The organism is Rhodococcus wratislaviensis (genome assembly GCF_041228765.1).
In the GTDB taxonomy this organism is placed as follows: Bacteria; Actinomycetota; Actinomycetes; order Mycobacteriales; family Mycobacteriaceae; genus Rhodococcus_F; species Rhodococcus_F wratislaviensis.
Genome location: NZ_CP150488.1, coordinates 5,908,366 through 5,931,640, shown reverse-complemented (window position 1 = coordinate 5,931,640; position 23,275 = coordinate 5,908,366). Strand labels below are relative to the sequence as shown.

Annotated in this window: 23 protein-coding genes and 1 pseudogene; 14 read left to right on the top strand and 10 right to left on the bottom strand. The window is 68.1% G+C overall.

Annotation, left to right across the window (positions count from 1 at the left end; translation table 11 throughout):
• The first annotated feature begins 77 nt into the window (after positions 1–77).
• Complete coding sequence (rlmN, locus tag WKC72_RS27460) at positions 78–1,187, top strand: 23S rRNA (adenine(2503)-C(2))-methyltransferase RlmN (protein WP_005240549.1); 1,110 nt, start codon at positions 78–80, stop codon at positions 1,185–1,187.
• 79 nt (positions 1,188–1,266) lie between these two features.
• Here the strand turns inward: rlmN and WKC72_RS27455 are convergent, their stop codons facing one another.
• Positions 1,267–1,536: a DUF2631 domain-containing protein gene (locus WKC72_RS27455; protein WP_005259333.1), complete on the bottom strand. Its 270-nt coding sequence runs from the start codon at positions 1,534–1,536 to the stop codon at positions 1,267–1,269.
• Between the two features lie 81 nt (positions 1,537–1,617).
• On the opposite strand from WKC72_RS27455, the gene dxr reads away from it, so the two are divergent.
• From dxr to WKC72_RS27415, 8 genes are all read left to right on the top strand, one after another.
• Positions 1,618–2,814 (top strand): 1-deoxy-D-xylulose-5-phosphate reductoisomerase, encoded by a 1,197-nt coding sequence (dxr, locus tag WKC72_RS27450; protein WP_370180413.1) that lies wholly within the window; start codon positions 1,618–1,620, stop codon positions 2,812–2,814.
• A gap of 6 nt (positions 2,815–2,820) precedes the next feature.
• Positions 2,821–4,041, top strand: coding sequence for an RIP metalloprotease (locus tag WKC72_RS27445; protein ID WP_037245587.1), 1,221 nt, complete (start codon positions 2,821–2,823; stop codon positions 4,039–4,041).
• 41 nt (positions 4,042–4,082) lie between these two features.
• Positions 4,083–5,240 carry a flavodoxin-dependent (E)-4-hydroxy-3-methylbut-2-enyl-diphosphate synthase gene (gene ispG, locus WKC72_RS27440; protein ID WP_037245590.1) on the top strand — a complete coding sequence of 386 codons (1,158 nt, stop codon included), beginning with the start codon at positions 4,083–4,085 and terminating at the stop codon, positions 5,238–5,240.
• Positions 5,241–5,334: 94 nt separating this feature from the next.
• On the top strand, positions 5,335–6,171 hold the full coding sequence (locus tag WKC72_RS27435; RefSeq protein ID WP_005240559.1) for a GNAT family N-acetyltransferase: 837 nt from the start codon (positions 5,335–5,337) through the stop codon (positions 6,169–6,171).
• Between the two features lie 53 nt (positions 6,172–6,224).
• On the top strand, positions 6,225–8,039 hold the full coding sequence (locus WKC72_RS27430; protein WP_370180411.1) for a penicillin-binding transpeptidase domain-containing protein: 1,815 nt from the start codon (positions 6,225–6,227) through the stop codon (positions 8,037–8,039).
• A 157-nt stretch (positions 8,040–8,196) separates the two neighbouring features.
• The gene (locus WKC72_RS27425; protein ID WP_370180410.1) at positions 8,197–8,502 is read left to right on the top strand and encodes a hypothetical protein; all 306 of its coding nucleotides are present in this window, start codon (positions 8,197–8,199) and stop codon (positions 8,500–8,502) included.
• Position 8,503: 1 nt separating this feature from the next.
• On the top strand, positions 8,504–8,986 hold the full coding sequence (locus WKC72_RS27420) for a GyrI-like domain-containing protein (RefSeq protein WP_037245594.1): 483 nt from the start codon (positions 8,504–8,506) through the stop codon (positions 8,984–8,986).
• Complete coding sequence (locus tag WKC72_RS27415; protein WP_370180409.1) at positions 8,983–9,411, top strand: AraC family transcriptional regulator; 429 nt, start codon at positions 8,983–8,985, stop codon at positions 9,409–9,411. The genes WKC72_RS27420 and WKC72_RS27415 overlap by 4 nt, the downstream gene beginning before the upstream one ends.
• A gap of 9 nt (positions 9,412–9,420) precedes the next feature.
• On the opposite strand, the gene WKC72_RS27410 is transcribed toward WKC72_RS27415, so the two are convergent.
• The gene (locus WKC72_RS27410) at positions 9,421–10,842 is read right to left on the bottom strand and encodes an APC family permease (protein WP_128638936.1); all 1,422 of its coding nucleotides are present in this window, start codon (positions 10,840–10,842) and stop codon (positions 9,421–9,423) included.
• Between the two features lie 54 nt (positions 10,843–10,896).
• Positions 10,897–11,772, bottom strand: a complete 876-nt coding sequence (locus WKC72_RS27405) for a LuxR C-terminal-related transcriptional regulator (protein WP_037245601.1) — start codon at positions 11,770–11,772, stop codon at positions 10,897–10,899.
• A gap of 109 nt (positions 11,773–11,881) precedes the next feature.
• Here WKC72_RS27405 and WKC72_RS27400 point away from each other — a divergent pair, with 109 nt between their 5' ends.
• Positions 11,882–13,504 (top strand): AMP-binding protein, encoded by a 1,623-nt coding sequence (locus WKC72_RS27400; protein ID WP_370180408.1) that lies wholly within the window; start codon positions 11,882–11,884, stop codon positions 13,502–13,504.
• A gap of 62 nt (positions 13,505–13,566) precedes the next feature.
• Here WKC72_RS27400 and WKC72_RS27395 read toward each other — a convergent pair whose 3' ends face one another.
• From WKC72_RS27395 to WKC72_RS27380, 4 genes and pseudogenes are all read right to left on the bottom strand, one after another.
• Positions 13,567–14,352 carry an ABC transporter permease gene (locus tag WKC72_RS27395; protein ID WP_370180407.1) on the bottom strand — a complete coding sequence of 262 codons (786 nt, stop codon included), beginning with the start codon at positions 14,350–14,352 and terminating at the stop codon, positions 13,567–13,569.
• Positions 14,327–15,233 (bottom strand): annotated as a pseudogene (locus tag WKC72_RS27390) (2-aminoethylphosphonate ABC transporter permease subunit). Before WKC72_RS27390 ends, WKC72_RS27395 begins: the two are co-directional and overlap by 26 nt.
• Positions 15,230–16,399: an ABC transporter ATP-binding protein gene (locus WKC72_RS27385; RefSeq protein ID WP_370180406.1), complete on the bottom strand. Its 1,170-nt coding sequence runs from the start codon at positions 16,397–16,399 to the stop codon at positions 15,230–15,232. The pseudogene WKC72_RS27390 and the gene WKC72_RS27385 overlap by 4 nt, the downstream one beginning before the upstream one ends.
• A gap of 2 nt (positions 16,400–16,401) precedes the next feature.
• On the bottom strand, positions 16,402–17,439 hold the full coding sequence (locus WKC72_RS27380; protein WP_115948464.1) for a 2-aminoethylphosphonate ABC transporter substrate-binding protein: 1,038 nt from the start codon (positions 17,437–17,439) through the stop codon (positions 16,402–16,404).
• Between the two features lie 128 nt (positions 17,440–17,567).
• Here WKC72_RS27380 and WKC72_RS27375 point away from each other — a divergent pair, with 128 nt between their 5' ends.
• The 4 genes from WKC72_RS27375 (at position 17,568) to WKC72_RS27360 (ending at position 21,283) form a co-directional block, all read left to right on the top strand.
• Positions 17,568–18,125 (top strand): HD domain-containing protein, encoded by a 558-nt coding sequence (locus tag WKC72_RS27375; protein WP_370180405.1) that lies wholly within the window; start codon positions 17,568–17,570, stop codon positions 18,123–18,125.
• The gene (locus tag WKC72_RS27370; protein ID WP_128638928.1) at positions 18,122–18,829 is read left to right on the top strand and encodes a GntR family transcriptional regulator; all 708 of its coding nucleotides are present in this window, start codon (positions 18,122–18,124) and stop codon (positions 18,827–18,829) included. The genes WKC72_RS27375 and WKC72_RS27370 overlap by 4 nt, the downstream gene beginning before the upstream one ends.
• A 61-nt stretch (positions 18,830–18,890) precedes the next feature.
• Positions 18,891–19,748, top strand: coding sequence for a type I methionyl aminopeptidase (gene map / locus WKC72_RS27365; RefSeq protein WP_016880170.1), 858 nt, complete (start codon positions 18,891–18,893; stop codon positions 19,746–19,748).
• Positions 19,745–21,283: a cobyric acid synthase gene (locus tag WKC72_RS27360; protein WP_370180404.1), complete on the top strand. Its 1,539-nt coding sequence runs from the start codon at positions 19,745–19,747 to the stop codon at positions 21,281–21,283. Before map ends, WKC72_RS27360 begins: the two co-directional genes overlap by 4 nt.
• On the opposite strand, the gene WKC72_RS27355 is transcribed toward WKC72_RS27360, so the two are convergent.
• The 3 genes from WKC72_RS27355 to WKC72_RS27345 are packed head-to-tail and all read right to left on the bottom strand — an operon-like array spanning position 21,280 to position 23,239.
• Positions 21,280–21,978, bottom strand: coding sequence for a hypothetical protein (locus WKC72_RS27355; protein ID WP_037245622.1), 699 nt, complete (start codon positions 21,976–21,978; stop codon positions 21,280–21,282). The genes WKC72_RS27360 and WKC72_RS27355 overlap by 4 nt on opposite strands.
• A complete protein-coding gene (locus tag WKC72_RS27350; RefSeq protein ID WP_037245625.1) occupies positions 21,975–22,880 on the bottom strand; it encodes an ABC transporter ATP-binding protein in 906 nt (301 codons plus the stop codon). The genes WKC72_RS27355 and WKC72_RS27350 overlap by 4 nt, the downstream gene beginning before the upstream one ends.
• Positions 22,877–23,239, bottom strand: a complete 363-nt coding sequence (locus WKC72_RS27345) for a GntR family transcriptional regulator (protein ID WP_005259287.1) — start codon at positions 23,237–23,239, stop codon at positions 22,877–22,879. Before WKC72_RS27345 ends, WKC72_RS27350 begins: the two co-directional genes overlap by 4 nt.
• Positions 23,240–23,275 lie beyond the last annotated feature (36 nt).

Below are 23,275 nucleotides of genomic sequence, written 5' to 3'. Positions count from 1 at the left end.
GCATCGGGCGGCGAAACGACGTCGATCAGGCATCCGCACGACAACGACCCCCGAATCAATGGGACAATGGAGAAACTATGGCTGTCTCGCTTCCCCTCGTTTTCACCGCGCCCCGGCGTGGGATGCCGCCCAAGCATCTCGCGGACCTCGACTCCGCCGAGCGGCGGGAGGCCGTCAAGGAGCTGGGTCTGCCCGGTTTCCGGGCCGATCAGCTGGCCCGGCAGTACTATGCGCGGCTCGAGGCGGATCCGGAGAAGATGACCGATCTCCCCGCCGCCGTGCGCGAGCAGGTGGGCGCGGCCCTGTTCCCGACGCTGCTGACCCCGGTCAAGCACCTGGCCTGCGACGGCGGCGACACCCGCAAGACGCTCTGGAAGGCCAACGACGGGACGCTGCTCGAGAGTGTTCTCATGCGTTACCCCGACCGCGCGACGCTGTGCATCTCCAGCCAGGCGGGGTGCGGAATGGCGTGCCCGTTCTGCGCGACCGGTCAGGGCGGGCTGCAACGCAACCTCTCGACCGCCGAGATCGTCGACCAGGTGCGTGCGGCCGCCGCCGCTCTGCGCGACGGTGACGTCCACGGCGGTCCGGGCCGGTTGTCGAACGTCGTCTTCATGGGGATGGGGGAGCCGCTCGCCAACTACAAGCGAGTGGTCGCCGCCGTCCGTCGTATCACCTCGCCCGCCCCCGACGGCCTCGGTTTGTCGCAGCGCTCCGTGACGGTGTCGACGGTGGGTCTGGCGCCTGCGATCCGCAAGCTCGCCGACGAGGACCTCAGCGTCACGCTGGCCGTGTCTCTGCACACCCCGGACGACGAACTGCGCGACACCCTGGTCCCTGTGAACAACCGCTGGTCGGTGGCGGAGGTCCTCGACGCCGCCCGGTACTACGCGGACAAGTCCGGGCGCCGCGTCTCGATCGAGTACGCGCTGATCCGGGACGTGAACGATCAGCCGTGGCGCGCCGACCTGCTGGGTAAGAAACTGCGCAAGGCGCTCGGGCCGCTGGTGCACGTGAATCTCATTCCGCTGAACCCCACACCGGGCAGTGAGTGGGACGCGAGCCCGAAGCCGGTGGAGAAGGAATTCGTCCGGCGCGTGCTGGCGCAGGGTGTGTCCTGCACCGTGCGGGATACCCGCGGCCAGGAGATCGCAGCCGCCTGCGGGCAGCTCGCGGCCGAGAACTAGGTCCGCCGCACCGTCCGAAATTACGAAACCCCTCGTCCCCGAGTGATCGGGGACGAGGGGTTTCGCTTGTGGTTCGGTGTTACCGGGGCTTGCGCCGCAGGACGATGTCGCGAACGAGGATCAGGACCATCAGGGCCGCGCAGCCGATCAGCCACAGGTCCTCGACCAGGCCGGTGTGGTTGCCGATGATCATGAGCAGCAGGAACACGGCGAAGAACCATCCGAAGAATCGGAACGTCTTCGGCGCCTCACCGCTCCAGCCCCACGCTGCCGACGGGACCTCCGCGGTGTCGATGTGTGCGGCCACGATGGGGTCGCTGGACGAGGGCTCCAACTGGGTACCGGCCACGATCGATCCTCCTGCAGATTCGGTTGCGCTACTCGACATATCGTGACATACGACTGCCCGTCGTATGTAGCGGGGCCATCCATGGCGGGCCGTCCGCATTTCATCAGGAACAATGGGTGGGTGGATGAAAACAGGCCCACTCGCGTCCTGCTGCTCGGCAGCACAGGTTCGATCGGTACCCAGGCGTTGGAGGTGGTGGCCGCCAACCCGGACAAGTTCACGGTGGTGGGACTCGCGGCCGGTGGCGGAAACGTCGAACTGCTGGCCCGGCAGATTCGTGAGACGGGTGTGTCCTCCGTCGCAGTCGCGGATCCGCGGGCGGCCGCATCGCTGGATCGGCCCGGCGTGCTGAGCGGACCGGATGCCGTCACCGAACTCGTGCGGACCACGGAAGCGGACGTCGTGCTCAACGCACTGGTCGGTTCGCTGGGGCTGGAGCCGACCCTGGCCGCCCTCGAGTCCGGTGCGCGGCTCGCCCTCGCCAACAAGGAGTCGCTCGTCGCCGGCGGGCCCCTCGTCACTGCCGCGGCGGCTCCGGGACAGATCGTGCCGGTCGACTCGGAACACTCCGCGCTGGCCCAGTGCCTGCGGGGTGGCAGCGCGAACGAGGTGGACCGGCTGGTGCTCACCGCCTCGGGCGGACCGTTCCGCGGCTGGACGGCCGATCGGCTCGAATCGGTCACACCCGAGCAGGCCGGTGCCCACCCGACGTGGTCGATGGGGCCGATGAACACGCTGAACTCCGCGACACTCGTCAACAAGGGGCTCGAACTGATCGAGACCCACCTGCTGTTCGGCGTCGACTACGACCGGATCGACGTCACCGTTCACCCGCAGTCCATCGTGCATTCGATGGTCACGTTCACCGACGGGTCGACGCTGGCGCAGGCCAGCCCGCCCGACATGAAGCTCCCGATCGCCCTGGCGCTCGGTTGGCCGCATCGTGTGGCCGGCGCCGCCGCGGCCTGCGACTTCGGCACCGCATCCACCTGGGAATTCGAGCCACTCGACTCGCAGGTTTTCCCCGCCGTCGACCTCGCCCGCGAGGCAGGCAAGAGTGGGGGATGCCTCACCGCCGTCTACAACGCTGCGAACGAGGTCGCGGCTCAGGCATTCTTGGACGGGATCATCCGGTTCCCGCGCATCGTCCGCACCGTCGCCTCCGTGCTGTCCGAGGCGGACGAGTGGTCGGCGCCACCGGCTACCGTGGAAGATGTACTGGCCGCCGACGGCTGGGCACGTGAGCGAGCACGTCAGCTCGTGAAGCAGGAAGGCTAGAACTGCATGGTGTTCGCAGTGGGCGTTGTTCTCTTCGCCCTCGGGATCGCGCTGTCGATCGCACTTCACGAAGCGGGGCACATGTGGGTGGCGCAGGCCACCGGCATGAAGGTTCGCCGGTACTTCATCGGTTTCGGACCCAAAATTTTCTCCTTCCGCCGCGGTGAGACCGAGTACGGGCTCAAGGCGCTCCCGCTCGGCGGGTTCTGCGACATCGCCGGGATGACGGCGCTGGACGAACTCGAACCGGACGAAGAAGACCGGGCCATGTACAAGAAGCCGACCTGGAAGCGCCTCGCGGTGATGTCCGGCGGCATCGGCATGAACTTCGTCCTCGGGCTCGTGCTGGTCTACGTCCTCGCGGTCGGGTGGGGGCTGCCCGACCTCAACCGGTCCACCGACGCGGTCGTCGGTTCGGTCGGGTGCGCGGCGCCGACCCAGGGGCCCGGCCCCGACTACGCCCTGTCCGAGTGCACCGGCCCGGGCCCCGCCGAGCAGGCGGGCATCAGGACCGGTGACGTCATCACCGCGGTCGACGGCAAGGACACGCCCACGTTCGCCGACGTGGCCGCCGCCACGCGTTCGCTGTCCGGTCCGGTCGACTTCACGATCGAGCGGGACGGCGAAGAGCAGACGATCGTCGTCCCGGTCCAGCAGGTGCAGCGCTGGGTCCAAGAGGAGGGTGAGACCGAACCTCACGAGGCGACCGTCGGCGCGATCGGCATCGGCGCGACACCGAGCGTCGTCGAGCACTCGGCTCTCTCGGCGGTGCCCGCCTCGTTCGAGTTCACCGGCGACATGTTCGTGATGACCGCCGAGCGGCTGGTGCAGATGCCGAGCAAGGCCGTCGACCTGTGGCACGCGGTGACGGGCGGCGAACGCGACCCGGAGACCCCGATCTCCGTGTACGGCGCCAGCGTCATCGGCGGCCAGATCGCCGAACAGGGAATCTGGGAAGCGTTCGTGCTGCTGCTCGCGAGCCTGAACTTCTTCCTCGGGATGTTCAACCTCCTGCCGCTGCTGCCGCTCGACGGCGGGCACATGGCGGTCACCCTGTACGAGCGGGTCCGGGACTGGTTCCGCAGCAGGCGCGGACTTCCCAGCGGGGGACCTGTCGACTACATGAAACTTCTGCCCGTCACCTATGTGGTGATCGTCATAGGCGGCGCATACATGCTCCTCACGCTGACCGCCGACATCGTCAACCCGATCAAGCTCTTCCAGTGATCGCTAAACTCGGACTTGAAGCTACGAAAGAAGGCACCCACGTGACCAGCCCTGTCGGATTGGGTATGCCCGAAGGCCCGGCCGCCGTTCTCGCACCCCGCCGCACGACTCGCCAGCTCCAGGTCGGAACTGTCGGTGTCGGCAGCGACTTCCCGGTATCCGTGCAGTCGATGTGCACCACCAAGACCCACGACGTCAACGCCACCCTGCAGCAGATCGCCGAACTCACGGCGTCCGGCTGCGACATCGTCCGCGTCGCCTGCCCGCGGCAGGAGGATGCCGACGCGCTCGCGACCATCGCGAAGAAGAGCCAGATCCCGGTCATCGCCGACATCCACTTCCAGCCCCGGTACATCTTCGCTGCCATCGAGGCGGGCTGCGCGGCCGTCCGTGTGAACCCCGGCAACATCAAGGAGTTCGACGGACGCGTCAAGGAGGTCGCGAAGGCCGCAGGCGACGCCGGCATCCCGATCCGCATCGGCGTCAACGCCGGTTCCCTCGACCCGCGCCTGATGCAGAAGTACGGCAAGGCCACGCCGGAGGCGCTGGTCGAGTCCGCCCTGTGGGAGGCCGGATTGTTCGAGGAACACGGGTTCGGCGACATCAAGATCTCGGTGAAGCACAACGACCCGGTGATCATGGTCGAGGCCTACCGGCAGCTGGCGGCGCAGTGCAACTACCCGCTGCACCTCGGGGTGACCGAGGCCGGTCCGGCGTTCCAGGGCACGATCAAGTCGGCGGTGGCGTTCGGCGCACTGTTGGCCGACGGCATCGGCGACACCATCCGGGTGTCGCTGTCCGCTCCGCCCGCCGAGGAGATCAAGGTCGGCACGCAGATCCTGCAGTCGCTGAACCTGCGGCCCCGGAAGCTCGAGATCGTGTCCTGCCCGTCGTGCGGGCGGGCCCAGGTCGATGTGTACACGTTGGCCGACGAGGTCACCGCCGGCCTCGAGGGCATGGAGATTCCGCTGCGCGTCGCCGTCATGGGGTGCGTCGTCAACGGTCCCGGTGAGGCCCGCGAGGCCGACCTGGGTGTCGCGTCCGGCAACGGCAAGGGCCAGATCTTCGTCAAGGGCAAGGTCATCAAGACCGTGCCGGAGGCGCAGATCGTCGAAACCCTGATCGAGGAAGCAATGCGGATCGCCGAGGAGATGGAGGGTGATGCGACGTCCGGATCACCCGTCGTGACGGTCAGCTGAGTCGGCGCAGGCAGCGGGCAACGAAACGTCTCCCGTTTCCGGCGAGTTCATGGCAATCTGGTGGGCAGGTCCACTAGCTGACAAGGTTGGGTAGATGCTCAAGCTCCTCGGTGCCAAACAGTTGAGCAGTCGGGACGCAGCACACGTGCTCCGCGTTCTCGACGCCGATCCTGTCGCCGCCTGCATGGTTGCCGCTCGCGTTGAAGAGGGCGGCATCGATCCCCGGATGATCCACGGAGAGTTGTGGAGTCGGGGCGGGCCGCTCGAATCGTTGTGCTTCTCGGGTGCGAATTTCGTGCCGCTGCGCGGCAGCATCGACGACATGCGGGCGTTCGCCGACCGGGCCTGTCGCACGCCGCGGATGTGTTCGTCGCTGGTCGGCCGGGCCGAACTGACGCTGCCGCTGTGGGAGATGCTGGAGATGGATTGGGGGCCTGCCCGCGAGGTCCGGCCCGACCAGCCGCTGCTGGCGTTGGCGAGTACCCCGCAGTGCCGCCCGGACCCCTTGGTCCGGCAGGTGCGGATGCACGAACTCGAGCAGTACCTGCCTGCCGCGGTCGCGATGTTCATCGAGGAGGTCGGCATCGACCCCCGCGCCAACGACGGCGGACGAGGGTACCGCCGCCGCGTCGCCAATCTGATCGCCGCCGGCCGGGCGTGGGCCAGATTCGACGACGGTCAGGTGGTGTTCAAGGCCGAGGTCGGGTCGGTGTCCTCGCGGGTCGGGCAGATCCAGGGTGTCTGGGTGCATCCGATGTATCGCGGACACGGGTTCGGGGCCGCGGGCACCGCGACGGTCGCGGAGGCCGTCATCGCGGAGGGCCGCATCGCCAGCCTCTACGTCAACAGTTTCAACACGGTGGCCCGCAGCGCGTACGCGCGGATCGGCTTCAGCCAGGTCGCGACGTTCGCCACAATTCTCCTGGACTGACTCGCTGTCCGCCTACCGTGTCGGCGGTGTCCGCCGACATACCATGGGCGGCGATGAACCTGCGGCCATATTCTCGCTTACGCGTCGTCCAGTCGATCGCCCTCTGCGGCGCTGCTGTGCTGACGGTGGGTCTCACGGCGTGCACGCCGAGACCGGACGGTCCGGAACCGGCCGCGCAGGCGTTTCTGACGGCGTTCGCGGAGCAGGACTCGGAGGAGGCCGCCGATCTGTCGGATCGCCCCGACGTCGCCCGCCAGGCCCTCGAGTCCGCGTGGACGTCGCTGCAGGCCGAGTCCCTCGACGCCCGGACGACGGACGTCCACGTCAGCGGTGACACGGCCACCGTCGGGTACACGTACGAATGGCATCTGCCGAAGAACCGGGTGTGGACGTATTCGGGCGAACTCCAGATGGGGCGGCGCGGCGGCGACTGGGCCGTGCGCTGGAGTTCCACCAACGTCCATCCCCGGTTGGGTGATCGGCAGACGATGTCGTTGCGTTCCACTGCCGCCCCGCGGGCGCGGGTCAACGAGCATTCCGGGTCGGACGTTCTCGTGCCCGGGGTGGTGTACCGCGTGAAGCTCGACGCTTCGCAGTCGGGCAACGTGATCGTCAGCGCCCAGTCGCTCGCGTCGGCCCTCGCCACGTTCGACAACACGCTCACTGCGCAGTCGATCGCCGAATCGGCGACGGCGGTCAAGGGCGACTACCTCGTCACCAGGCTGCGGTCGGACGACTACGAACAGGTCGCCGGCGTACTCGGCGCCATTCCCGGGGTGAGCGTGTCCGACGAGGCCGATCTCGTGGCCACCGACCGGAACTTCGCACCCGATCTGGTCGGTCAGGTGAAGAAGACCGTGATCGACGAGGTCGACGGCAAGGCCGGCTGGAGTGTGGTCACGGTCAACCAGAACGGTGTCGACACGGACGTGCTCACCGAGACCGCTCCGCAGACGTCCCCGTCGTTCTCGATCAGCCTCGACCGTCCCATCCAGATCGCCGCGCAGAACGCCGTCAATGCCCGCACCGACCAGACGATGATGGTCGTCATCCAGCCGTCGACCGGCGACGTGCTGGCCGTCGCGCAGAACAAGGCCGCGGACAAGGACGGACCGGTCGCGCTCACCGGCCTGTATCCGCCCGGTTCGACGTTCAAGATCATCACCGCAGGCGCCGCGATCTCGTCGGGCATCGCGACACCCGACACGATGGTGCCGTGTCCGGGACGCATCGAGATCGGTGAGCGCAGCGTCCCCAACTACAACGAGTTCGCGCTCGGCACCGTGCCGATGGCGACGGCGTTCGCCCGCTCGTGCAACACGTCGTTCGCGAAACTCGCCAGCGAGATGCGGCCCGACGCACTGACGGTCGCGGCGTCGCAGTACGGAATCGGGCCCGACTACGAAGTGGTGGGCCTGCCGACCGACTCCGGTTCGGTGCCGCCTGCCGAGGATCTGGTGCAGCGAACCGAGGACGGGTTCGGGCAGGGCAAGGTGGTGGTCAGCCCATTCGGGATGGCGTTGGCCGCGGCGACCATCGCCCACGGTTCGACGCCTGTGCCGCGGTTGATCGCGGGACGGGAAACCACGATCGACGGTGACCATCCGCAGATCAGCCCGGAGATGGTCGACGGGCTGCGCGGGATGATGCGCCTCGTGGTGACGAGCGGCACCGCCGAGCGGATCGAAGACCAGGGTGAGGTGTACGGCAAGACGGGTGAGGCCGAGGTCGAGGGCGGTTCGCACGCCTGGTTCGTCGGGTACCGCGGCGACCTCGCGTTCGCGACGCTGGTGGTGCGCGGCGGCAGTTCCGACAACGCCGTGGCCGTCACCCGCGACATGTTCGCCGCACTGCCCGAGGGGTACTGACACCGACGCTGTCCACCGATCGGAGGACGCGGTATTCATCCTGCTCAGGGGCTGATCGGTGGACAGACGCTGCCGCCGGGTCGGTCCATAGTTGGTTGCAGACGGAAGAACCCGCACAGTCGGGATCGAAAAGCCAACGTGGACAGGAAGTCGGACCATGACCATCAGTGCAGAAGTGAATCGCGTGGAGACAGCGAACGGCACCCGGAAGGTGTTGTTCGTCGGGCGCCCGGGCGCCGGCACCGAGCTCACGCGGTGGGTTGCGTTGCGGCAGTGGGCTTCCGACCGCGGAATCGAATCGATCAGCGAATGTGAGGGCGACGTCGTCTGCGCGATCGCGACCGAGGACGTCCTGGACGGACTCTGTTCGCCATCCGATGCGATGGCGATGCAGCTGGCGCGGGCTCGAGGGGTGCCCTGCGTCGGCGTTCGCGACGCACACGTGCTCGAGGATGCGATCTGACATGGGCTTCGAGATCATCGAGCGCGGCGAGACCCTGGTGGCCGGTCTGCCCGTGCGCAGCCCCCAGCGCGCGTTGGGGAAGCTGAGCGACCCTCGCCTGGACCGCGCATGGACGCGCGTGCTCCACCACGAGGTCGGGGGGCCGCTCGCCTCCACCTACATCGACTTCGCTCCCGACGTCGAGTCGTATTACACCCAGATCGTCGGGTACGAGTGCGCGACGGTGGACGACGCCACACGGGGTCACGTCATTTCGCGTATCCCGCCCGGAACGTACGCCAAGTTCTCCTCGCGGGGAATGTTTCCCGACGTGATGCTGCGGCTGTGGGCGCAGGTCAGCGAGGCGGAGACGAACGGCGACATCGAGCGGACGTACACCGGGGACCTCGAAGCGTATCCCCACGCCTACGCCGTGGACCTGTACATTCCGATCCACGTGGACGAGTCCGGCATGCCGTCGAGTGCGATGGGTGAGAAGCGATGATCGAGATCGTCAAGCGGCAGGCGGAATCGTTTGTGGGCCTGACCATTCCCGAAGGCAAACCCGGACGTCCCGGGCCGGGGCGGGAACTCGTCGACTACACGGTGGAGCGGATCAGGGATCGGGGGATCTCGGAGATCTTCGTGGTGTACGCGGCCTCACCGCCGCCGCGCACGTTCACGGTCGTCGTCGGATACCCGTGCGATTCGACCGACAAGATGGAGCCCGGCGACGTCCTGGTCGGCGTACTTTCCGGCTATTTCGCCCGATTCTGTTGCGAGGACGAATCGGAACCGGACGCGCTCGCCGAGACGTGGAGCGTCGCCGACTACGCGGCGGCACGCGGCCGGATCGAACGCGCCTTCACCGAGGACCTCGAGGTACATCATGCGGACGGGTCCGTCGACCTGTTCCTCTCGCTGTACTGAGGGAGAGGGTCACTCGTGCTCGGCGAGTTTCTCGGGGTCGATCTCGGGTCCGCCCTTGCCGAGCCTCTTGTTCACGAGGACGGTGCAGGCCCACAGCACGACACCGATTCCGAGGAGAACGCCCGCGATCTGGTACTGCACCGCGGGGCGGTCGGCGAAAGGAGTGACGAGGAAGCCACACGTGAGGGCGCCGATGATCGGCAGGACGGTCGGCACCCGGAAGTGCTTGTGCTCCACTGGTTGCTTGCGGAGGACGAGCACGGTGATGTTGACGATGGTGAACACGCCCAGCAGCAGCAGCGCGGTGGTGCCGCCGAGTTCGGGGACCTCGCCGACGAACGTGATGAGGCCGAAAGCGAGGATCGTGGTGAAGACGATGGCAACGTACGGTGTGCGCCGTGTGGCGTGAACCTTGCCGAGTGGGGGAGGAAGGACGCCCTCCCGGCTCATGCCGTACAGCAACCGGCTCGCCATCAGCATGTTGATCAGCGCCGTGTTGGCGACGGCGAACATGGTGATGAACGCGAAGATCCCGATCGGGAACGCGGGCGCCCCGGCCTGAACGACCTTCAGCAGCGGAGTGTCACCCTCGCCGAGCTCGCTCACCGGCACGAGGGCGATCGCGGTGATCGACACGAAAACGTAGATGCAGCCGGTGATGATCAGGCCGGTCAGCAGGACCTTGGGGAAGATGCGGCTCGGTTCCTTGCATTCCTCGGCCATGTTCACCGAGTCCTCGAACCCGACCATCGCGAAGAAGGCGAGGGCGGTTCCTGCGACGACCGCGCCGAGCGCGGATCGGTCGCCGGTGTCGAACGTCGCCACCCGGGAGAAGTCGCCGTCCCCGACGCCGAGGGCCCACAGCCCGATCATGATGATGATCAGGAGACCGGACAGCTCCACGCAGGTGAGTACGACGTTGGTCTTGACGCTCTCGCTGACCCCGCGGAAGTTGACGAGACCCACCAGCGTCATGAATCCGAGACCGAGCAGGGTGATGCCGATCCCGGTGGAGAAGTCGAGGTGGAACGCCTCGACGAAATTGGCGGCGAACGCCCGCGACGCCGTCGAGGCGGACGTGATTCCCGAGCACATGACCGCGAACGCGACCATGTAGGTGAGGAAGTGCACACCGAACGCCTTGTGCGTGTACAGCGCGGCGCCTGCGGCCTTCGGGAACTTGGTGACCAGCTCGAGATAACTGAACGCGGTGATGATCGCGACGACGAACGCCACCAGGAACGGCAACCACACCGCGCCACCGACCTGATTGGCCACCTTTCCGGTCAGCGCGTAGATACCGGTGCCGAGGATGTCTCCGACGATGAACAGCAGGAGCAACCCCGGGCCCATCACCCGCTTGAGGCTCGGCTGTTCGGGCGAATTCGAATCTGGTGCGTTCGAACTCGTGGCGTCCGCTGTCGATCCCATGACCCACCGCCTTTCGCTACCGCCTGCGTCCCTCGTTCGAGAAGACGCGTGTCGCTAGGGGAGCAGCCCGAGCCTGCGCGCGGTGACTACCGCCTCGTGGCGCGACCGCGCGTCGAGCTTGCTCATGGCACTGCGCAGGTAACTCTTCACCGTCTCGGGTCCCACCGAGAGACGCTGTGCTGCTTCGCTGTTGGTGCATCCCAGGGCCACATGGGACAGGACGTCGATCTCACGTGGAGTGAGGTGGACGCCGGGGTCCACCTCGGCGCCGTCGGCGTCCGGCCGCAGAATGCCCGCCAGTCGCTGTGACAGCCCGCGGAGGCGGGCCTGCAACGACGTGTCGGCGACAGTCTGCGCGACACTCCGCAGCTCCGCGTGGATGTCGCGGAGTTCCTCGGTGGTGGCGCCACCGGCACCGCTCACGTCGAGTGTCTTCATCATCTCGAGCCGGCGATCGACCTCGTCGCGGATGGCGATCTCGGTGCCGAGGCGCCGGGACGCCGCGACGACGATGTCGGCGGTGCGGTCGCCGATCGGTGCGCAGTCGCGGATGGCGGCGTAGAGCACGGCACGCGAGCTGCCCCGCACCATGACCGGCACCGCCAGGATGGACCGGAGCCCCTCGCTGAGGACGGGCCGGTCGTAGTGGTGGGTAATGGTCGAGGAGCGGCCGTAGTCGTTGACCGCCGCGGGCGTGCGCTGGGCGACCACTCGGCCGCCGAGACCGGAACGCGAGGGGATAGCGAGGCCCTTGAGGTTGTTGGTGCGGGTGCCGACGAACTCGCTGAGGTGCAGTGTGCCGTCCTGGACCTCGCCGCCGAACAGGACCGGCGCGATGCCGTGAGCTGCGATGGAACGTAGTTCACCGCGAAGCGCGTCCCCGTCCCGAGGGCGCAGCAGCGACGGTGCACGAGCAACCAAGTCGGTCACCCCTTTCCGGGGGTAGTCACAGCGGTCTGTGAGCTAGATCATAACCGTAGTGAGTTCGGGCGACGGCCCGACCATCCTTCACGGGCCATGAGAGCACAAGGAGTACCGCATGACCACCGATCCCACCGCACGCGTGCGTGAGCTGCTGGACCAGTACGACGCGCCGACGGCGTCCGCCGCGGAACTGCTGTGCGATCGGCACCCCGCCGACGACGTGGCGTTCACCGTCGTCGAATCGGACCTGTCGTCGACGGACCTCACGTACGGCTACCTGCGCGAGCAGTCGACGCGATTCGCCGCCGCACTCGCGGACCTCGGCGTCGAGCCGGGAGACCACGTCGCGACGCTGATGGGCAAGTCGGCCGAACTGGTCGTCGCGTTGCTCGGCATCTGGCGCCGGGGTGCCGTCCACGTTCCCCTGTTCACCGCGTTCGCGCCGCCTGCGATCGCGTTCCGGCTGGGTGCGAGCGGCGCGAAGGTCGTCGTCTCCGATGCCAACCAACTCGACAAGCTGGCCCCCGGCGAGGACATCCCCGCGGACGCGTCCTGGCAGGTCGTCGTCGTGGGCGGGGAAGGATCCGACGCGCTCGACTTCGCGACGCTCGTGGAGTCGCACGACGCAGCGGATGCGAAGGGTGCGGCCGTCACGGTCGGTGGCGACGGACCCCTCGTCCAGTTGTTCACCAGCGGCACGACCGGAACACCGAAGGGGGTGCCGGTGCGGCTGCGGGCACTCGCGTCGTTCCACGCCTACCAGGAGTTCGGCCTCGACGTCCGCAAGGACGACGTGTTCTGGAACGCCGCCGACCCCGGCTGGGCGTACGGCCTGTACTACGCGCTGCTCGGGCCCCTCGCCGCGGGCACTCGAAGCATCCTGCTCCACGCCGGGTTCTCCGCGCCCCTCACCTGGCAGGTCATGGAGCGCTTCGGCGTCACCAACTTCGCGGCCGCCCCCACGGTCTACCGCAGTCTGCGGGCGGACCCCACGCCGATCCCCGAGACGGTGACGTTGCGTCGCGCGTCGTCGGCGGGTGAACCGCTCACTCCCGACGTGATCTCGTGGGCGAAGGCCAACCTGGACGTGTTCGTCCGCGATCACTACGGCCAGACCGAGCACGGCATGTTCATCGCCAACTCCTGGGCCGACGGGCTGCGGGAAGAGGTGCGCGACGGGTCCATGGGCAAACCGTTGCCGGGGTGGGCGTGCGCCGTCCTCGAGGACGACTCCGACGCGATCGCGCCGCCGCGCACGCCGGGGCGGGTCGCGATCGACACGCACAACAGCCCGCTGATGTGGTTCACCGGCTACGTCGACGCACCGGAGAAAACGGCGCAGCGGTTCACGGCCGACGGTCGCTGGTACCTCACCGGCGACGCCGGGCAGACCGACGAGGACGGCTTCTACTTCTTCTCCGCCCGCGACGACGACGTGATCATCATGGCCGGCTACCGGATCGGGCCCTTCGACGTCGAGAGCGTGCTCGTCATGCACGACGACGTCGTCGAGGCGGCGGTCGTCGGGATGCCCGACGAATTGCGCGGTGAGGTACTCGAGGCGTTCGTGGTCCTGCGCGACGGCGTCGACGGGACCGGCGAACTCGAGGTCGAACTGCAGACACTGGTGAAGAAGAAGTTCGCGGCGCACGCCTACCCGCGCACCGTGCACTTCGTCCCCAACCTGCCGAAGACGCCCAGCGGAAAGGTGCAGCGGTACCTGCTCCGCCAGAAGTAGGCGGCTCCGCCGCCCGTGCGTGGTTGAGGAGTGCCAGGACTCGTCAACCACGCACGGGTGCGTCAGCGCCTGCGGATGCGGCCGACGGCCAGCAGGGCGAGGAGCGTGACCGCCAGCAGCAGGGTGGTGTCGGCCGCGGCGAGGAACACCCGACCGCGGTCGGTGAGCCCGAAGATGCTCACCGGCAGCGTCTTCCACGTTGCGGGGTACACCATCACGGTGGCGCCCAGTTCGCCCATCGACAGTGCGATCGACAGGCCCGCGGCGGCACCGATGGCCGGCAGCAGGAGCGGCAGCGTGATCCGCAGCAGCACGCGGGTGGGGCCGGCGCCGAGGGACTCGGCGGCCTGCCGGTACGCGGGATCGAGTCGGTCCAGAGCCGCCGAGACGGCGCTGAACGTGAAGGCAAGCACGAGGATCGTGTGTGCCAGGATCACGATCCACTTGGTTCCGCCGAGCAGGAGCGGTCGCGAGTTGAACGCGATCAGCAGACCGAGACCGATCGCCACGGACGGGATCGCGATCGGCAGGTGGAAGACGGCGTCGGTGGTGCGGCGCAACCACGTCGGCGCCTCCCGCGCTGCCAGTGCCGCCCATGTCCCGACCGCGAGTGCCAGTGCGCCCGCGATGAACGCCGTCTGCAGGCTGACGGTGAGACTGGCGAGATTCTCGTCGGACAGTGCCGCCGCGAAGTTGCGGCCGCCGAGGTCCGAGGGCAGCGGGCCCGTCCAGGATCCGGCCAGCGCGGCAGCGACCACGGTCGCGATCGGCGCCGCGAACACGACGGTCACCACGAGGGCGAACAGGCTCAGGGCCAGTGCCCTAGATCTTCTCGTCCACAGCAGCACGGCTGCCTCCCGTCAGCTTGGCGAACAGAAATCGGTACGCGCAGTACAGGGTCAGCGACAACGCCACCTGGACAGTGGCGATCACGGCTGCGCCCGGCAGGTCGAACGTGACGATGCCGCGTGTGTAGATCAGGACGGGCAGCGTCATCACGTCCTTGGCGCCCGTGAACAGGACGATGCCGAATTCGTTGAGGGTCAGCAGCAGCACCAGCGAGCCGCCCGCCAGCAGTGCGGGCCACGCCTCGGGCATCACCACGGTCCGCAGCACCCGCAGCGGCGACGCCCCGAGACTGGCGGCGACGTCGAGTTGTTCGCGGGGGATCTGGGTGAACGCGGCGAGCAGAGGCCGGACGACGAACGGGGTGAAGAACGTGATCTCCGCGGCGATCACCCCGAGTGGGGTGCCGAGGAAGTTCAGTGGTCCGTGGGCGTCGCCGGTGATGCGCGCGATCAGGGCGTTCACCGCCCCGGCCGTGCCGTAGAGGAAAGTGAAAGCCAGCGTGATCAGGAACGACGGGAGCGACAGCACCGCGTCGATCAGCCGTCCGACGACCTTCGATCCCGTGAACGGGGACGAACGCCAGCACGAGCGCGAGGAGCGTGCCGAGGACCAGGCAGCCCAGGGTGGAGAGGGCGGCGATCTGCACCGTCCGCCACAGGGCCGTGCGGAACAGTTCCGAGCCGAGGACGCCGGACCAGTTGTCCAGACCGGAACCGGTTTCGGTGTCGAGCGATTCGGTGAGCACACGCGCCATCGGGTAGACGGCGAAACCGAGTACGAGCAGCAGGGGTGGCAGCGTCCACGCGATGCTCTGCCACCGGAACGGCGCGGGCCGGGGCGGCGTCGCTTCGGTGGGCGGACGCTCGAGGGCCGCGGTCACGTCGCCGGCACCAGGACGCTGCCGTCGGAGGGGAACTGCACGCCGACGGCGGTGCCCGGTGGGCGCTGGTCGTGACCGGAGACGTCCGCGTCCACCTGCACTCCCTCGAAGTCGTCGACGGCGAGCGTGATCCGCGTGGTCGATCCCCGCCACACCGTCGAGACGATCCGGGCCGAGAACGATCCGCGCGCGCCGGGCGCCGTCAGCGTCACCGCATGCGGGCGGACACACAGAAATGCGGGCAGGTCCGACTCCCACTCCACGTGCCCGATGTCGGGTTGCGGGGCCGTGGCGGTGACCGGGACGCCGCCGATCGACACGAGCGCCGACGTTCCGATCACCCGGGTGACGGTGCACGGCAGCAGGTTGGCGCCGCCGAGGAATTCCGCGGTGAAGCTGCTCGGTGGCCGTTTCCAGAGGTTCTCGGCGCTGTCGATGTCGGCGAGCCGGGAGTTCCGCATGACGGCGATCCGGTCGGCCAGCGCCAGCGCCTCGCTCTGATCGTGCGTGACGTAGAGCATCGCGGTGCCGGGTAGCGCCGCCCGCAGTCGCGAGAGCTCACCGAGCATGCTCTCGCGTAGTTGCGCGTCCAGCGCGGCGAGTGGTTCGTCGAGCAGCAGGACCGCGGGCCGGATCGCCAGGGCCCGTGCGATCGCGATCCGCTGCTGTTGTCCGCCCGACAGCTCATGGGGCAGACGCTTGCCGTAGGCGGCCATCCCGACCATCTCGAGGGCCTCGGCCACCCGCGCGCCGATCTCCGCGCGTGGCACCCGCTGGGAGCGGAGGCCGAACGCGACGTTGTCGGCGACCCGCATGTGCGGGAACAGGGCGTAGGACTGCACGACGACGCCGATTCCCCGTTTCGCGGGCGGAAGGTCGGTGACGTCTCGGGATCCGAGCCGCACGGAACCCGAAGTGGGACGGACGAATCCCGCGAGGGCTTTGAGCGCGGTCGACTTGCCGGACCCACTCGGGCCGAGCAGCGCCACCGTCTCACCGCGGCCCACGCGCAGAGTGAAGTCGATCAGGGCGTGGGTGACGCTCCTGCCGCGGCCGTAGCCGACGGTGACCCGGTCGAAGGTGATGGCAGGCGCAGAGAAGTCGGTTGCTCCGCGGACCGCGGGGGCGTGCAGCGGGTGTGCCCGCCTGGCTGGAATTCCCGACACGATCAGCTCCCGGTGGCCTTCTGGTACGCGGCGACGTCCGAATCGAGTTCGGTGAGTACGTCGTTCCAGTTCGGCGACCACACCTGGACCCCCTGCAGTGCGCGCGCCGGGGCGCTCTCGCCTGCGGTGGCGCGCACGTCCTCACGGACCGACATGCCGAGTGCCTCGTCGGCGACGGTCTTCTGCGACTCCTCGGAGAGCAGGAACTCCATCAACTGCTTACCCTGCTCGCTGCGGGGCGCGCCCTTCGCCAGACCCATCACGTACGGCAGGGCGACGGTGGTGCGGGTGCCGTCGGCGGCTGCGGGGAAGAAGAGGTCGAACTTCGAGCCGTCGTCGGCGATCGACGTGAGGTTCATCTGGACGTCGCCGTTGGCCACGAGCAGTTCGCCGTTGCTGACCTTCGGCTGCAGTTTGCCGGTCGAGGACGACGGTCCCACGTTGTTGGCCTGCAGGTCGGCGAGGTAGTCGAGTGCGCCGTCCTTGCCTTTCAGGTGCTGCAGGAGCAGCAGGACCGCGGTGCCGTCGCCGGCCTGACCGGGAGTGGAGTACTGGATCTTGCCCTTGAACTGGTCGGACAGTAGGTCGTCCCACGTCCGGGGAGTGGGCGAGGCCGCCGGGTTGGCGATGAACGAGAGGTAGTTGTCGACGACGGGAACGTAGTGACCGGCCGCGTCCTTTTCGGCCGCGGGAACCGCGGACGTGTCGATACCGCTCGGCACGAGGAGTCCCTGGGAGTCGGCCTTCTGAATGAACGGCGGCAGCGTGACGACGACGTCGGCCTGGGGGTTCGACTGTTCTTTCTCGAGACGAGAGACGACTTCGCCGGATCCGGCCTCGACGAGGTTCACCGCGATCCCGGTCTCTGCGGTAAAGGCGTCGAAACGCGACTGGTACCACCCCGAGAGCCCGTCGGCGCTGTAGACGGTGACGGTGTCGGTGCCGGAACCGGCGGCGGTGCCGGTTCCGCCGCAGGCGGTTCCGAGGGTAAGGACGGCCGCGGCCAGGGTGGCCGCGGCGATCCGGGGACGAAGACGCATGGCGTGTTCCTAACGATGAGGGGGACTGTGAAAGGGAGCCTGCCGTTTGGTCTAGACCATTGGGCCACCGCTAGGAGAACGGCAGGTGAACAATTGGTATAGACCATTTTTCGGGTACGCTCTGCCGCATGAACGACGACAGTGACGCGTCCGGAGAGTCCGTGCTGATCGAAGCTGCGGCGGCGCTGCTGTCGCTGCGCGGCGTCTACGACGGTGAGCCGATCGACGAACTCGACCACGCCCTCCAGTCCGCGGGGCGGGCGATGGACGACGGCGCCGACGACGAGTTGATTCTCGCCGCCGCACTGCACGACATCGCCCGCAGTCCCGCTCTGGGGTTCCCCGGCGACTGCCCGCACGACCGCGAGGCGCGCGACTGGCTCACGCCGCGATTCGGGGAACGCGTCGGGTGGCTCGCCGGGGCGCACGTCGCCGCCAAGCGCTATCTGGTGGCCACCGAATCCGGTTACGCGGCAACGCTGTCCGGCCAATCGATTGCCACGCTGGACAAGCAGGGCGGCGCCGCCGTCGACGCCGAGTTCACCGGGCATCCCTATTGGCCCGACGCCGTCCGGCTCCGGCGCTGGGACGACGCCGCGAAAGTCCCCGGGGCGCAGGCGCCGAGCGTCGACGACGTGATCGCCGTCGCGCGCAGGGTGCGGCTCGCGGTGACACCCACGCCATGACGGAAACGCCGAACGTCCCCAAGTACTACCGGGTCCGCACCGAACTCGAGTCGATCCTCGCCGAACTCGAGGTGGGCGACGCGGTGCCGGCGGAGCGGGAGCTGGCCCTGCGGTTCACGGTGTCCCGCGAGACGGTGCGGCAGGCCATCCACGAACTGCTGGTCGAGGGTCGCGTCGAGCGTCGCGGCCGCGGCACCGTCGTCGCCAGCCCCAAGCTCGTGCAACCGCTGTCGTTGCGGTCCTACACCGAGGGTGCGGTCAGCCAGGGCCGGGTGCCCGGGCGCGAACTGGTGACGTTCGAGGAACTCGGCGCCGACGCGGATCTCGCCGAGGCGCTCGGGCTCGCGTTCGGGGCGCCGGTGATCCACCTCGAACGCGTCCTCCTCGCGGACGACGAGAAGATCGGGCTCGAGAGCACCCATCTGCCCGCCGAGCGGTTCGGGGAGATGGCGCGCCGATTCGACCCGGGCACCTCGCTGTACGCGGCGATCCGCGCGACCGGCGTGGTGTTCGCGTCGGCGACCGAGCGGATCGAGACCGTGCTGGCCTCCCCGCGGGAGGCCGCGCTCCTCGACTCGACCACCGCGATGCCGATGCTGCGGCTCCACCGTGTCTCGCTCGACACCGACGGCGTCCCCATCGAACGGGTGCGTTCCCTCTACCGCGGCGACCGGATCGCCTTCCTCACCACACTGCGGGAGTGACATCGACGCGCACGACGGGTCCGGACGCGACCGGGCCATACACGGGTCTAACCTGGTACCCATGTCTGTCCGCACAGCACTGAGCCCCGGAACCGTGTCTCCCGTCCTTGCCGTACCGGCGGGGATCGAGCGTCCCGAGTACGCGTGGAAGCCCACGGCGAAGGAAGGCAACGAGCCGTGGGTGCAGACCCCGGAGACCATCGAGGCCATGCGGGTGGCGAGCAAGATCGCCGCGCAGGCCCTGCAGGAGGCGGGTAAGGCGGTGGCGCCGGGTGTCACCACCGACGAGCTCGACCGCATCGCGCACGAGTACATGATCGATCACGGCGCCTATCCGTCGACGCTCGGCTACAAGGGTTTCCCCAAGTCGTGCTGCACGTCGCTGAACGAGGTGATCTGCCACGGGATCCCCGACTCGACGGTGATCCAGGACGGCGACATCGTCAACATCGACGTCACCGCCTACATCGGCGGCGTGCACGGAGACACCAATGCCACGTTCCTCGCCGGGGATGTCGCCGAGGAGAACCGGTTGCTGGTCGAGCGGACCCACGAGGCGACGATGCGCGCCATCAAGGCCGTCAAGCCGGGCCGTGCGCTCAACGTCATCGGCCGAGTCATCGAGTCGTACGCGCACCGCTTCGGCTACGGCGTGGTCCGCGACTTCACCGGGCACGGCATCGGCACCACGTTCCACAACGGCCTCGTCATCCTCCACTACGACGAGCCTTCCGTGGACACGGTCATCGAACCCGGCATGGTGTTCACGATCGAGCCGATGATCAACCTCGGCGACATCGGCTGGGAGATCTGGGACGACGACTGGACCGTCGTCACCAAGGATCGCAAGTGGACGGCTCAGTTCGAGCACACCATCGTGGTCACCGAGACCGGCAACGAGATCCTCACCCTGCCTTGAGCGAGAGCCGGTGGAAGGGCGCCCTGCTCGTCGCCGGCACCACGTCTGACGCGGGCAAGAGTGTCCTCGTCGCGGGACTGTGCCGGATGCTGGCGCGGCGAGGTGTCCGGGTGGCGCCGTTCAAGGCGCAGAACATGTCGAACAATTCCGTCGTCACGCTGGACGGCGGCGAGATCGGCCGGGCACAGGCCCTGCAGGCCGCGGCCTGCGGACTCGAGCCGAGTGTCCGCTTCAACCCCGTGCTGCTGAAACCGGGCAGCGACCGCACGTCGCAACTGGTGGTGCGCGGCCGCGCGGTCACGTCCGTCGGAGCCCGCGACTACATCGAGCACCGGCGGCACCTGCGCGCGGTGGTGGCGGAGGAACTGGCGTCGCTGCGCGCCGAGTACGACGTGGTGATCTGTGAGGGAGCGGGCTCACCCGCCGAGATCAACCTGCGGGCCACGGACCTCGCGAACATGGGGCTCGCCCGGGCTGCCGACCTGCCGGTGGTCGTCGTCGGCGACATCGACCGCGGTGGAGTGCTCGCCCACCTGTTCGGCACCGTGGCGGTCCTCGCACCGGAGGACCAGGCGTTGATCGCGGGATTCGTGATCAACAAGTTCCGCGGCGACGTGTCGTTGCTGGCGCCGGGCCTCGAGCAGTTGACGGCCATGACGGGACGCCCCACGCTCGGGGTGATTCCCTTCGCCGAGGACCTGTGGCTCGACGCCGAGGATTCGCTCGGTGTGGTGGGGGACGCCCCGGTCGGGCGTCCGGCGCCACCGATCGGCGACGACTGGCTGCGGGTGGCGGCTATCCGCCTGCCCCGCATCTCCAATTCGACGGACGTCGAGGCGCTCGCGTGCGAACCCGGCGTGTCGGTGCGCTGGGTCACCGATCCGTCTCGGCTCGAGGATGCCGACCTGATCGTCCTGCCCGGCAGCAAGTCGACGGTGTCGGATCTGGAATGGTTGCGCCGCAACGGCATCGCGGATGCGGTCGCCGCACACGCGAAACGCGGTGGCCCGGTGCTCGGCGTGTGTGGCGGCTACCAGATGCTCGGGTCCGTGATCGTCGACGACGTCGAATCCGGCCGGGGTGCTGTGTCCGGTCTCGGACTGCTCGACCTCGAGGTGGAGTTCGCCCCGGACAAGGTGCTCGCGCAGGTGCGCGGCGACGCCCACGGAGTTCCGGTGTCCGGATACGAGATCCATCACGGCCGGGTGCGGCGCAACGGCGACCAGCCGCTCCTCCACGCGAGCAGCGGCGCCGCGGAAGGAAGTATCCGCGGCGCCGTCTACGGCACGCACTGGCACGGACTGCTGGAGACCGACCGCTTCCGCCGGCTCCTGCTGGACGACGTGGCCGAACATGCGGGGAGAACCGGTTTCGTCACCGCACCGGACACGGATGTCGCCGCGATCCGGACCGGTCAACTCGATCTGCTGGCGGACCTGGTGGAGCAGAATCTCGATCTCCGTGCCCTCGAGGACCTCCTCGGCGCAGGTGCACCGCAAGGCCTCCCGGCCATCGCGTCGAACCTGGTGCGCTAGGCCGTCGCGCGGCGGACGAGCGCCCACGCCGCGACGATCCCTGCCGCCGCGGCCAGTGCCGGCAGCCACACCATCGGCACCGACCGGGGCACGTCCGCGAACCAGTGGCCGATGTCCGGCCACCACTTCTGCCACGTGATCACGAATGCGGCGGCGCCTGCGGCGAGGAGTGTGCCGACGCCGAGCGTGAAGAGCCCCACCACCCGCCACCGGTGATGCAGTGCACCCAGGAACATTCCCGCCGCCGCGGTCAGTGACAGGAAGGCGAAGTAGGCGGCCAGCTGGATCGCCGGGTCGGATGTGAAGTAGTTGGGTATCGCGAACATCCGCATTCCGACACCCCAGCCGCCGGTGGCCTCCTCGATCAGCGACAGTCCGTAGAGCATCACCCCGAACACGAAGACCTGGACGGCGGCGACGATCAGGGTGGCCGCGAAATAGTCGCGCCGGGTGACGCTCATCCCCAGTGCGAACGGGAACGTCTGTGTCATGGCCTGCAGGTAGAACGCGAGGGCGAACCCGAACAGGGAGAAGACACCGCCGGTGAAGTTGGTGTCGCTGCCGGTGTCACCGACCATCGCGAAGATGGCCGCACCGATCGTGAACGACGCGACCAGCACGCCCAGTGGCCACGCGACGAGCAGAGGCCAGGCGACGGTGTGGATGCGGGAGACGGTCAGGACCCGGTTGGTCATCGCGCGTCCTCCTTGGTGGCCGTGGTACTGCGGACCACGAGTTGTTGAAGGCTGAGCGGCTCGAAATGCAGACCGTCGTCGACCGCCCGGTCCCGTTCGGAGTCCGACAGGGTGGTCTGGACGGTCGCCCGTTCGTGATTTCCCAGCGATTCACGGTGCAGGACAGTCTTGTTCGAGGTGAAGTCTGCGACGAGCGACGCCAAGCCGGAGACGACGACGGCGCCTTCGCGAAGCGCGTCGGTGTCCTCGTCGAGGACGATCCGTCCCTTGTCGATCAGGATCACGTGTTCGATGAGGTCGCTGACCTCGTCGATGAGGTGTGTGGAGAGCACGACCGTGCGCGGGTGTTCGGCGTAGTCGGCGAGAAGCCGGTCGTAGAAGAGGTGCCGTGCCACCGCGTCGAGGCCGAGATACGGCTCGTCGAACAGGGTGAGTGGTGCGCGGGAGGCCAGACCGACCGTCACACCGAGCGCGGAGGTCATGCCCCGCGACAGCTTCTTGACCTTGCGGCACAACGGAAGATCGAAATCCTCCAGCAGTGTCTGTGCGAGTTCCTCGTTCCAGTGGGGGAGCAGGTGCCGTGCAGTCGCGAGGACGTGCGCGACCCTGAAGTCGTCCGGGTACTTCTGGCTCTCCTTGACGAAGCAGACGTCGGTGAGCACCCGGGAATTCTCGTGCGGAGCCTGACCGAAGATCTCGACCGCACCCGAAGTCTGGAACTCCTGGCCGGTGAGGATCTGCATGAGCGTGGTCTTGCCGGCGCCGTTACGGCCGAGGAGACCGTAGATCTTGTTCTCCTGAAGGGAGAAATCGATTCCGTCGAGGGCGACGAAGTCGCCGAATCGCTTACCGAGGCCCCGCGCCGAGGCGACCGTCTTCGTGTCGAACGCTGTGCCGATCATCGTGCTCCCTCCCGTTGGTCGAGCATGGTCTTGAGTTCGGCGATGCTGACGCCGAGTTTGTCCGCCTCGGTGACGAGCGGATCGATGAACTGGCGCGCGAACCGCTCGCGTCGCCGGAAGCGCAGCGCGTTCCGGGCGCCGGAGGTGACGAACATCCCGATTCCCCTCTTCTTGTAGAGGATCCCGTCGGCGACGAGCTGATTCAGTCCCTTTGCTGCGGTCGCCGGGTTGATCCGGTGAAAGGCGGCGAGCTCGTTGGTCGACGGCACCTGGCCTTCTTCGGGAAGGGTTCCGTCGATGATCGAGTTCTCGATGAGCTCTGCGATCTGCTGGAACAGCGGTCTGCCGTTGTCGATCATCGACGCCCGCCTCGTCGGTTGATCGGTTCATTACTC

Coding starts and splice junctions, on each gene's coding strand:
- rlmN (WP_005240549.1), top strand. CDS start 78: ATGGCTGTCTCGCTTCCCCTCGTTTTCACCGCGCCCCGGCGTGGGATG.
- dxr (WP_370180413.1), top strand. CDS start 1,618: ATGGCGGGCCGTCCGCATTTCATCAGGAACAATGGGTGGGTGGATGAA.
- WKC72_RS27445 (WP_037245587.1), top strand. CDS start 2,821: ATGGTGTTCGCAGTGGGCGTTGTTCTCTTCGCCCTCGGGATCGCGCTG.
- WKC72_RS27435 (WP_005240559.1), top strand. CDS start 5,335: ATGCTCAAGCTCCTCGGTGCCAAACAGTTGAGCAGTCGGGACGCAGCA.
- WKC72_RS27430 (WP_370180411.1), top strand. CDS start 6,225: ATGAACCTGCGGCCATATTCTCGCTTACGCGTCGTCCAGTCGATCGCC.
- WKC72_RS27425 (WP_370180410.1), top strand. CDS start 8,197: ATGACCATCAGTGCAGAAGTGAATCGCGTGGAGACAGCGAACGGCACC.
- WKC72_RS27420 (WP_037245594.1), top strand. CDS start 8,504: ATGGGCTTCGAGATCATCGAGCGCGGCGAGACCCTGGTGGCCGGTCTG.
- WKC72_RS27415 (WP_370180409.1), top strand. CDS start 8,983: ATGATCGAGATCGTCAAGCGGCAGGCGGAATCGTTTGTGGGCCTGACC.
- WKC72_RS27410 (WP_128638936.1), bottom strand. CDS start 10,842: ATGGGATCGACAGCGGACGCCACGAGTTCGAACGCACCAGATTCGAAT.
- WKC72_RS27400 (WP_370180408.1), top strand. CDS start 11,882: ATGACCACCGATCCCACCGCACGCGTGCGTGAGCTGCTGGACCAGTAC.
- WKC72_RS27380 (WP_115948464.1), bottom strand. CDS start 17,439: ATGCGTCTTCGTCCCCGGATCGCCGCGGCCACCCTGGCCGCGGCCGTC.
- WKC72_RS27375 (WP_370180405.1), top strand. CDS start 17,568: ATGAACGACGACAGTGACGCGTCCGGAGAGTCCGTGCTGATCGAAGCT.
- WKC72_RS27370 (WP_128638928.1), top strand. CDS start 18,122: ATGACGGAAACGCCGAACGTCCCCAAGTACTACCGGGTCCGCACCGAA.
- map (WP_016880170.1), top strand. CDS start 18,891: ATGTCTGTCCGCACAGCACTGAGCCCCGGAACCGTGTCTCCCGTCCTT.
- WKC72_RS27355 (WP_037245622.1), bottom strand. CDS start 21,978: ATGACCAACCGGGTCCTGACCGTCTCCCGCATCCACACCGTCGCCTGG.
- WKC72_RS27350 (WP_037245625.1), bottom strand. CDS start 22,880: ATGATCGGCACAGCGTTCGACACGAAGACGGTCGCCTCGGCGCGGGGC.
- WKC72_RS27345 (WP_005259287.1), bottom strand. CDS start 23,239: ATGATCGACAACGGCAGACCGCTGTTCCAGCAGATCGCAGAGCTCATC.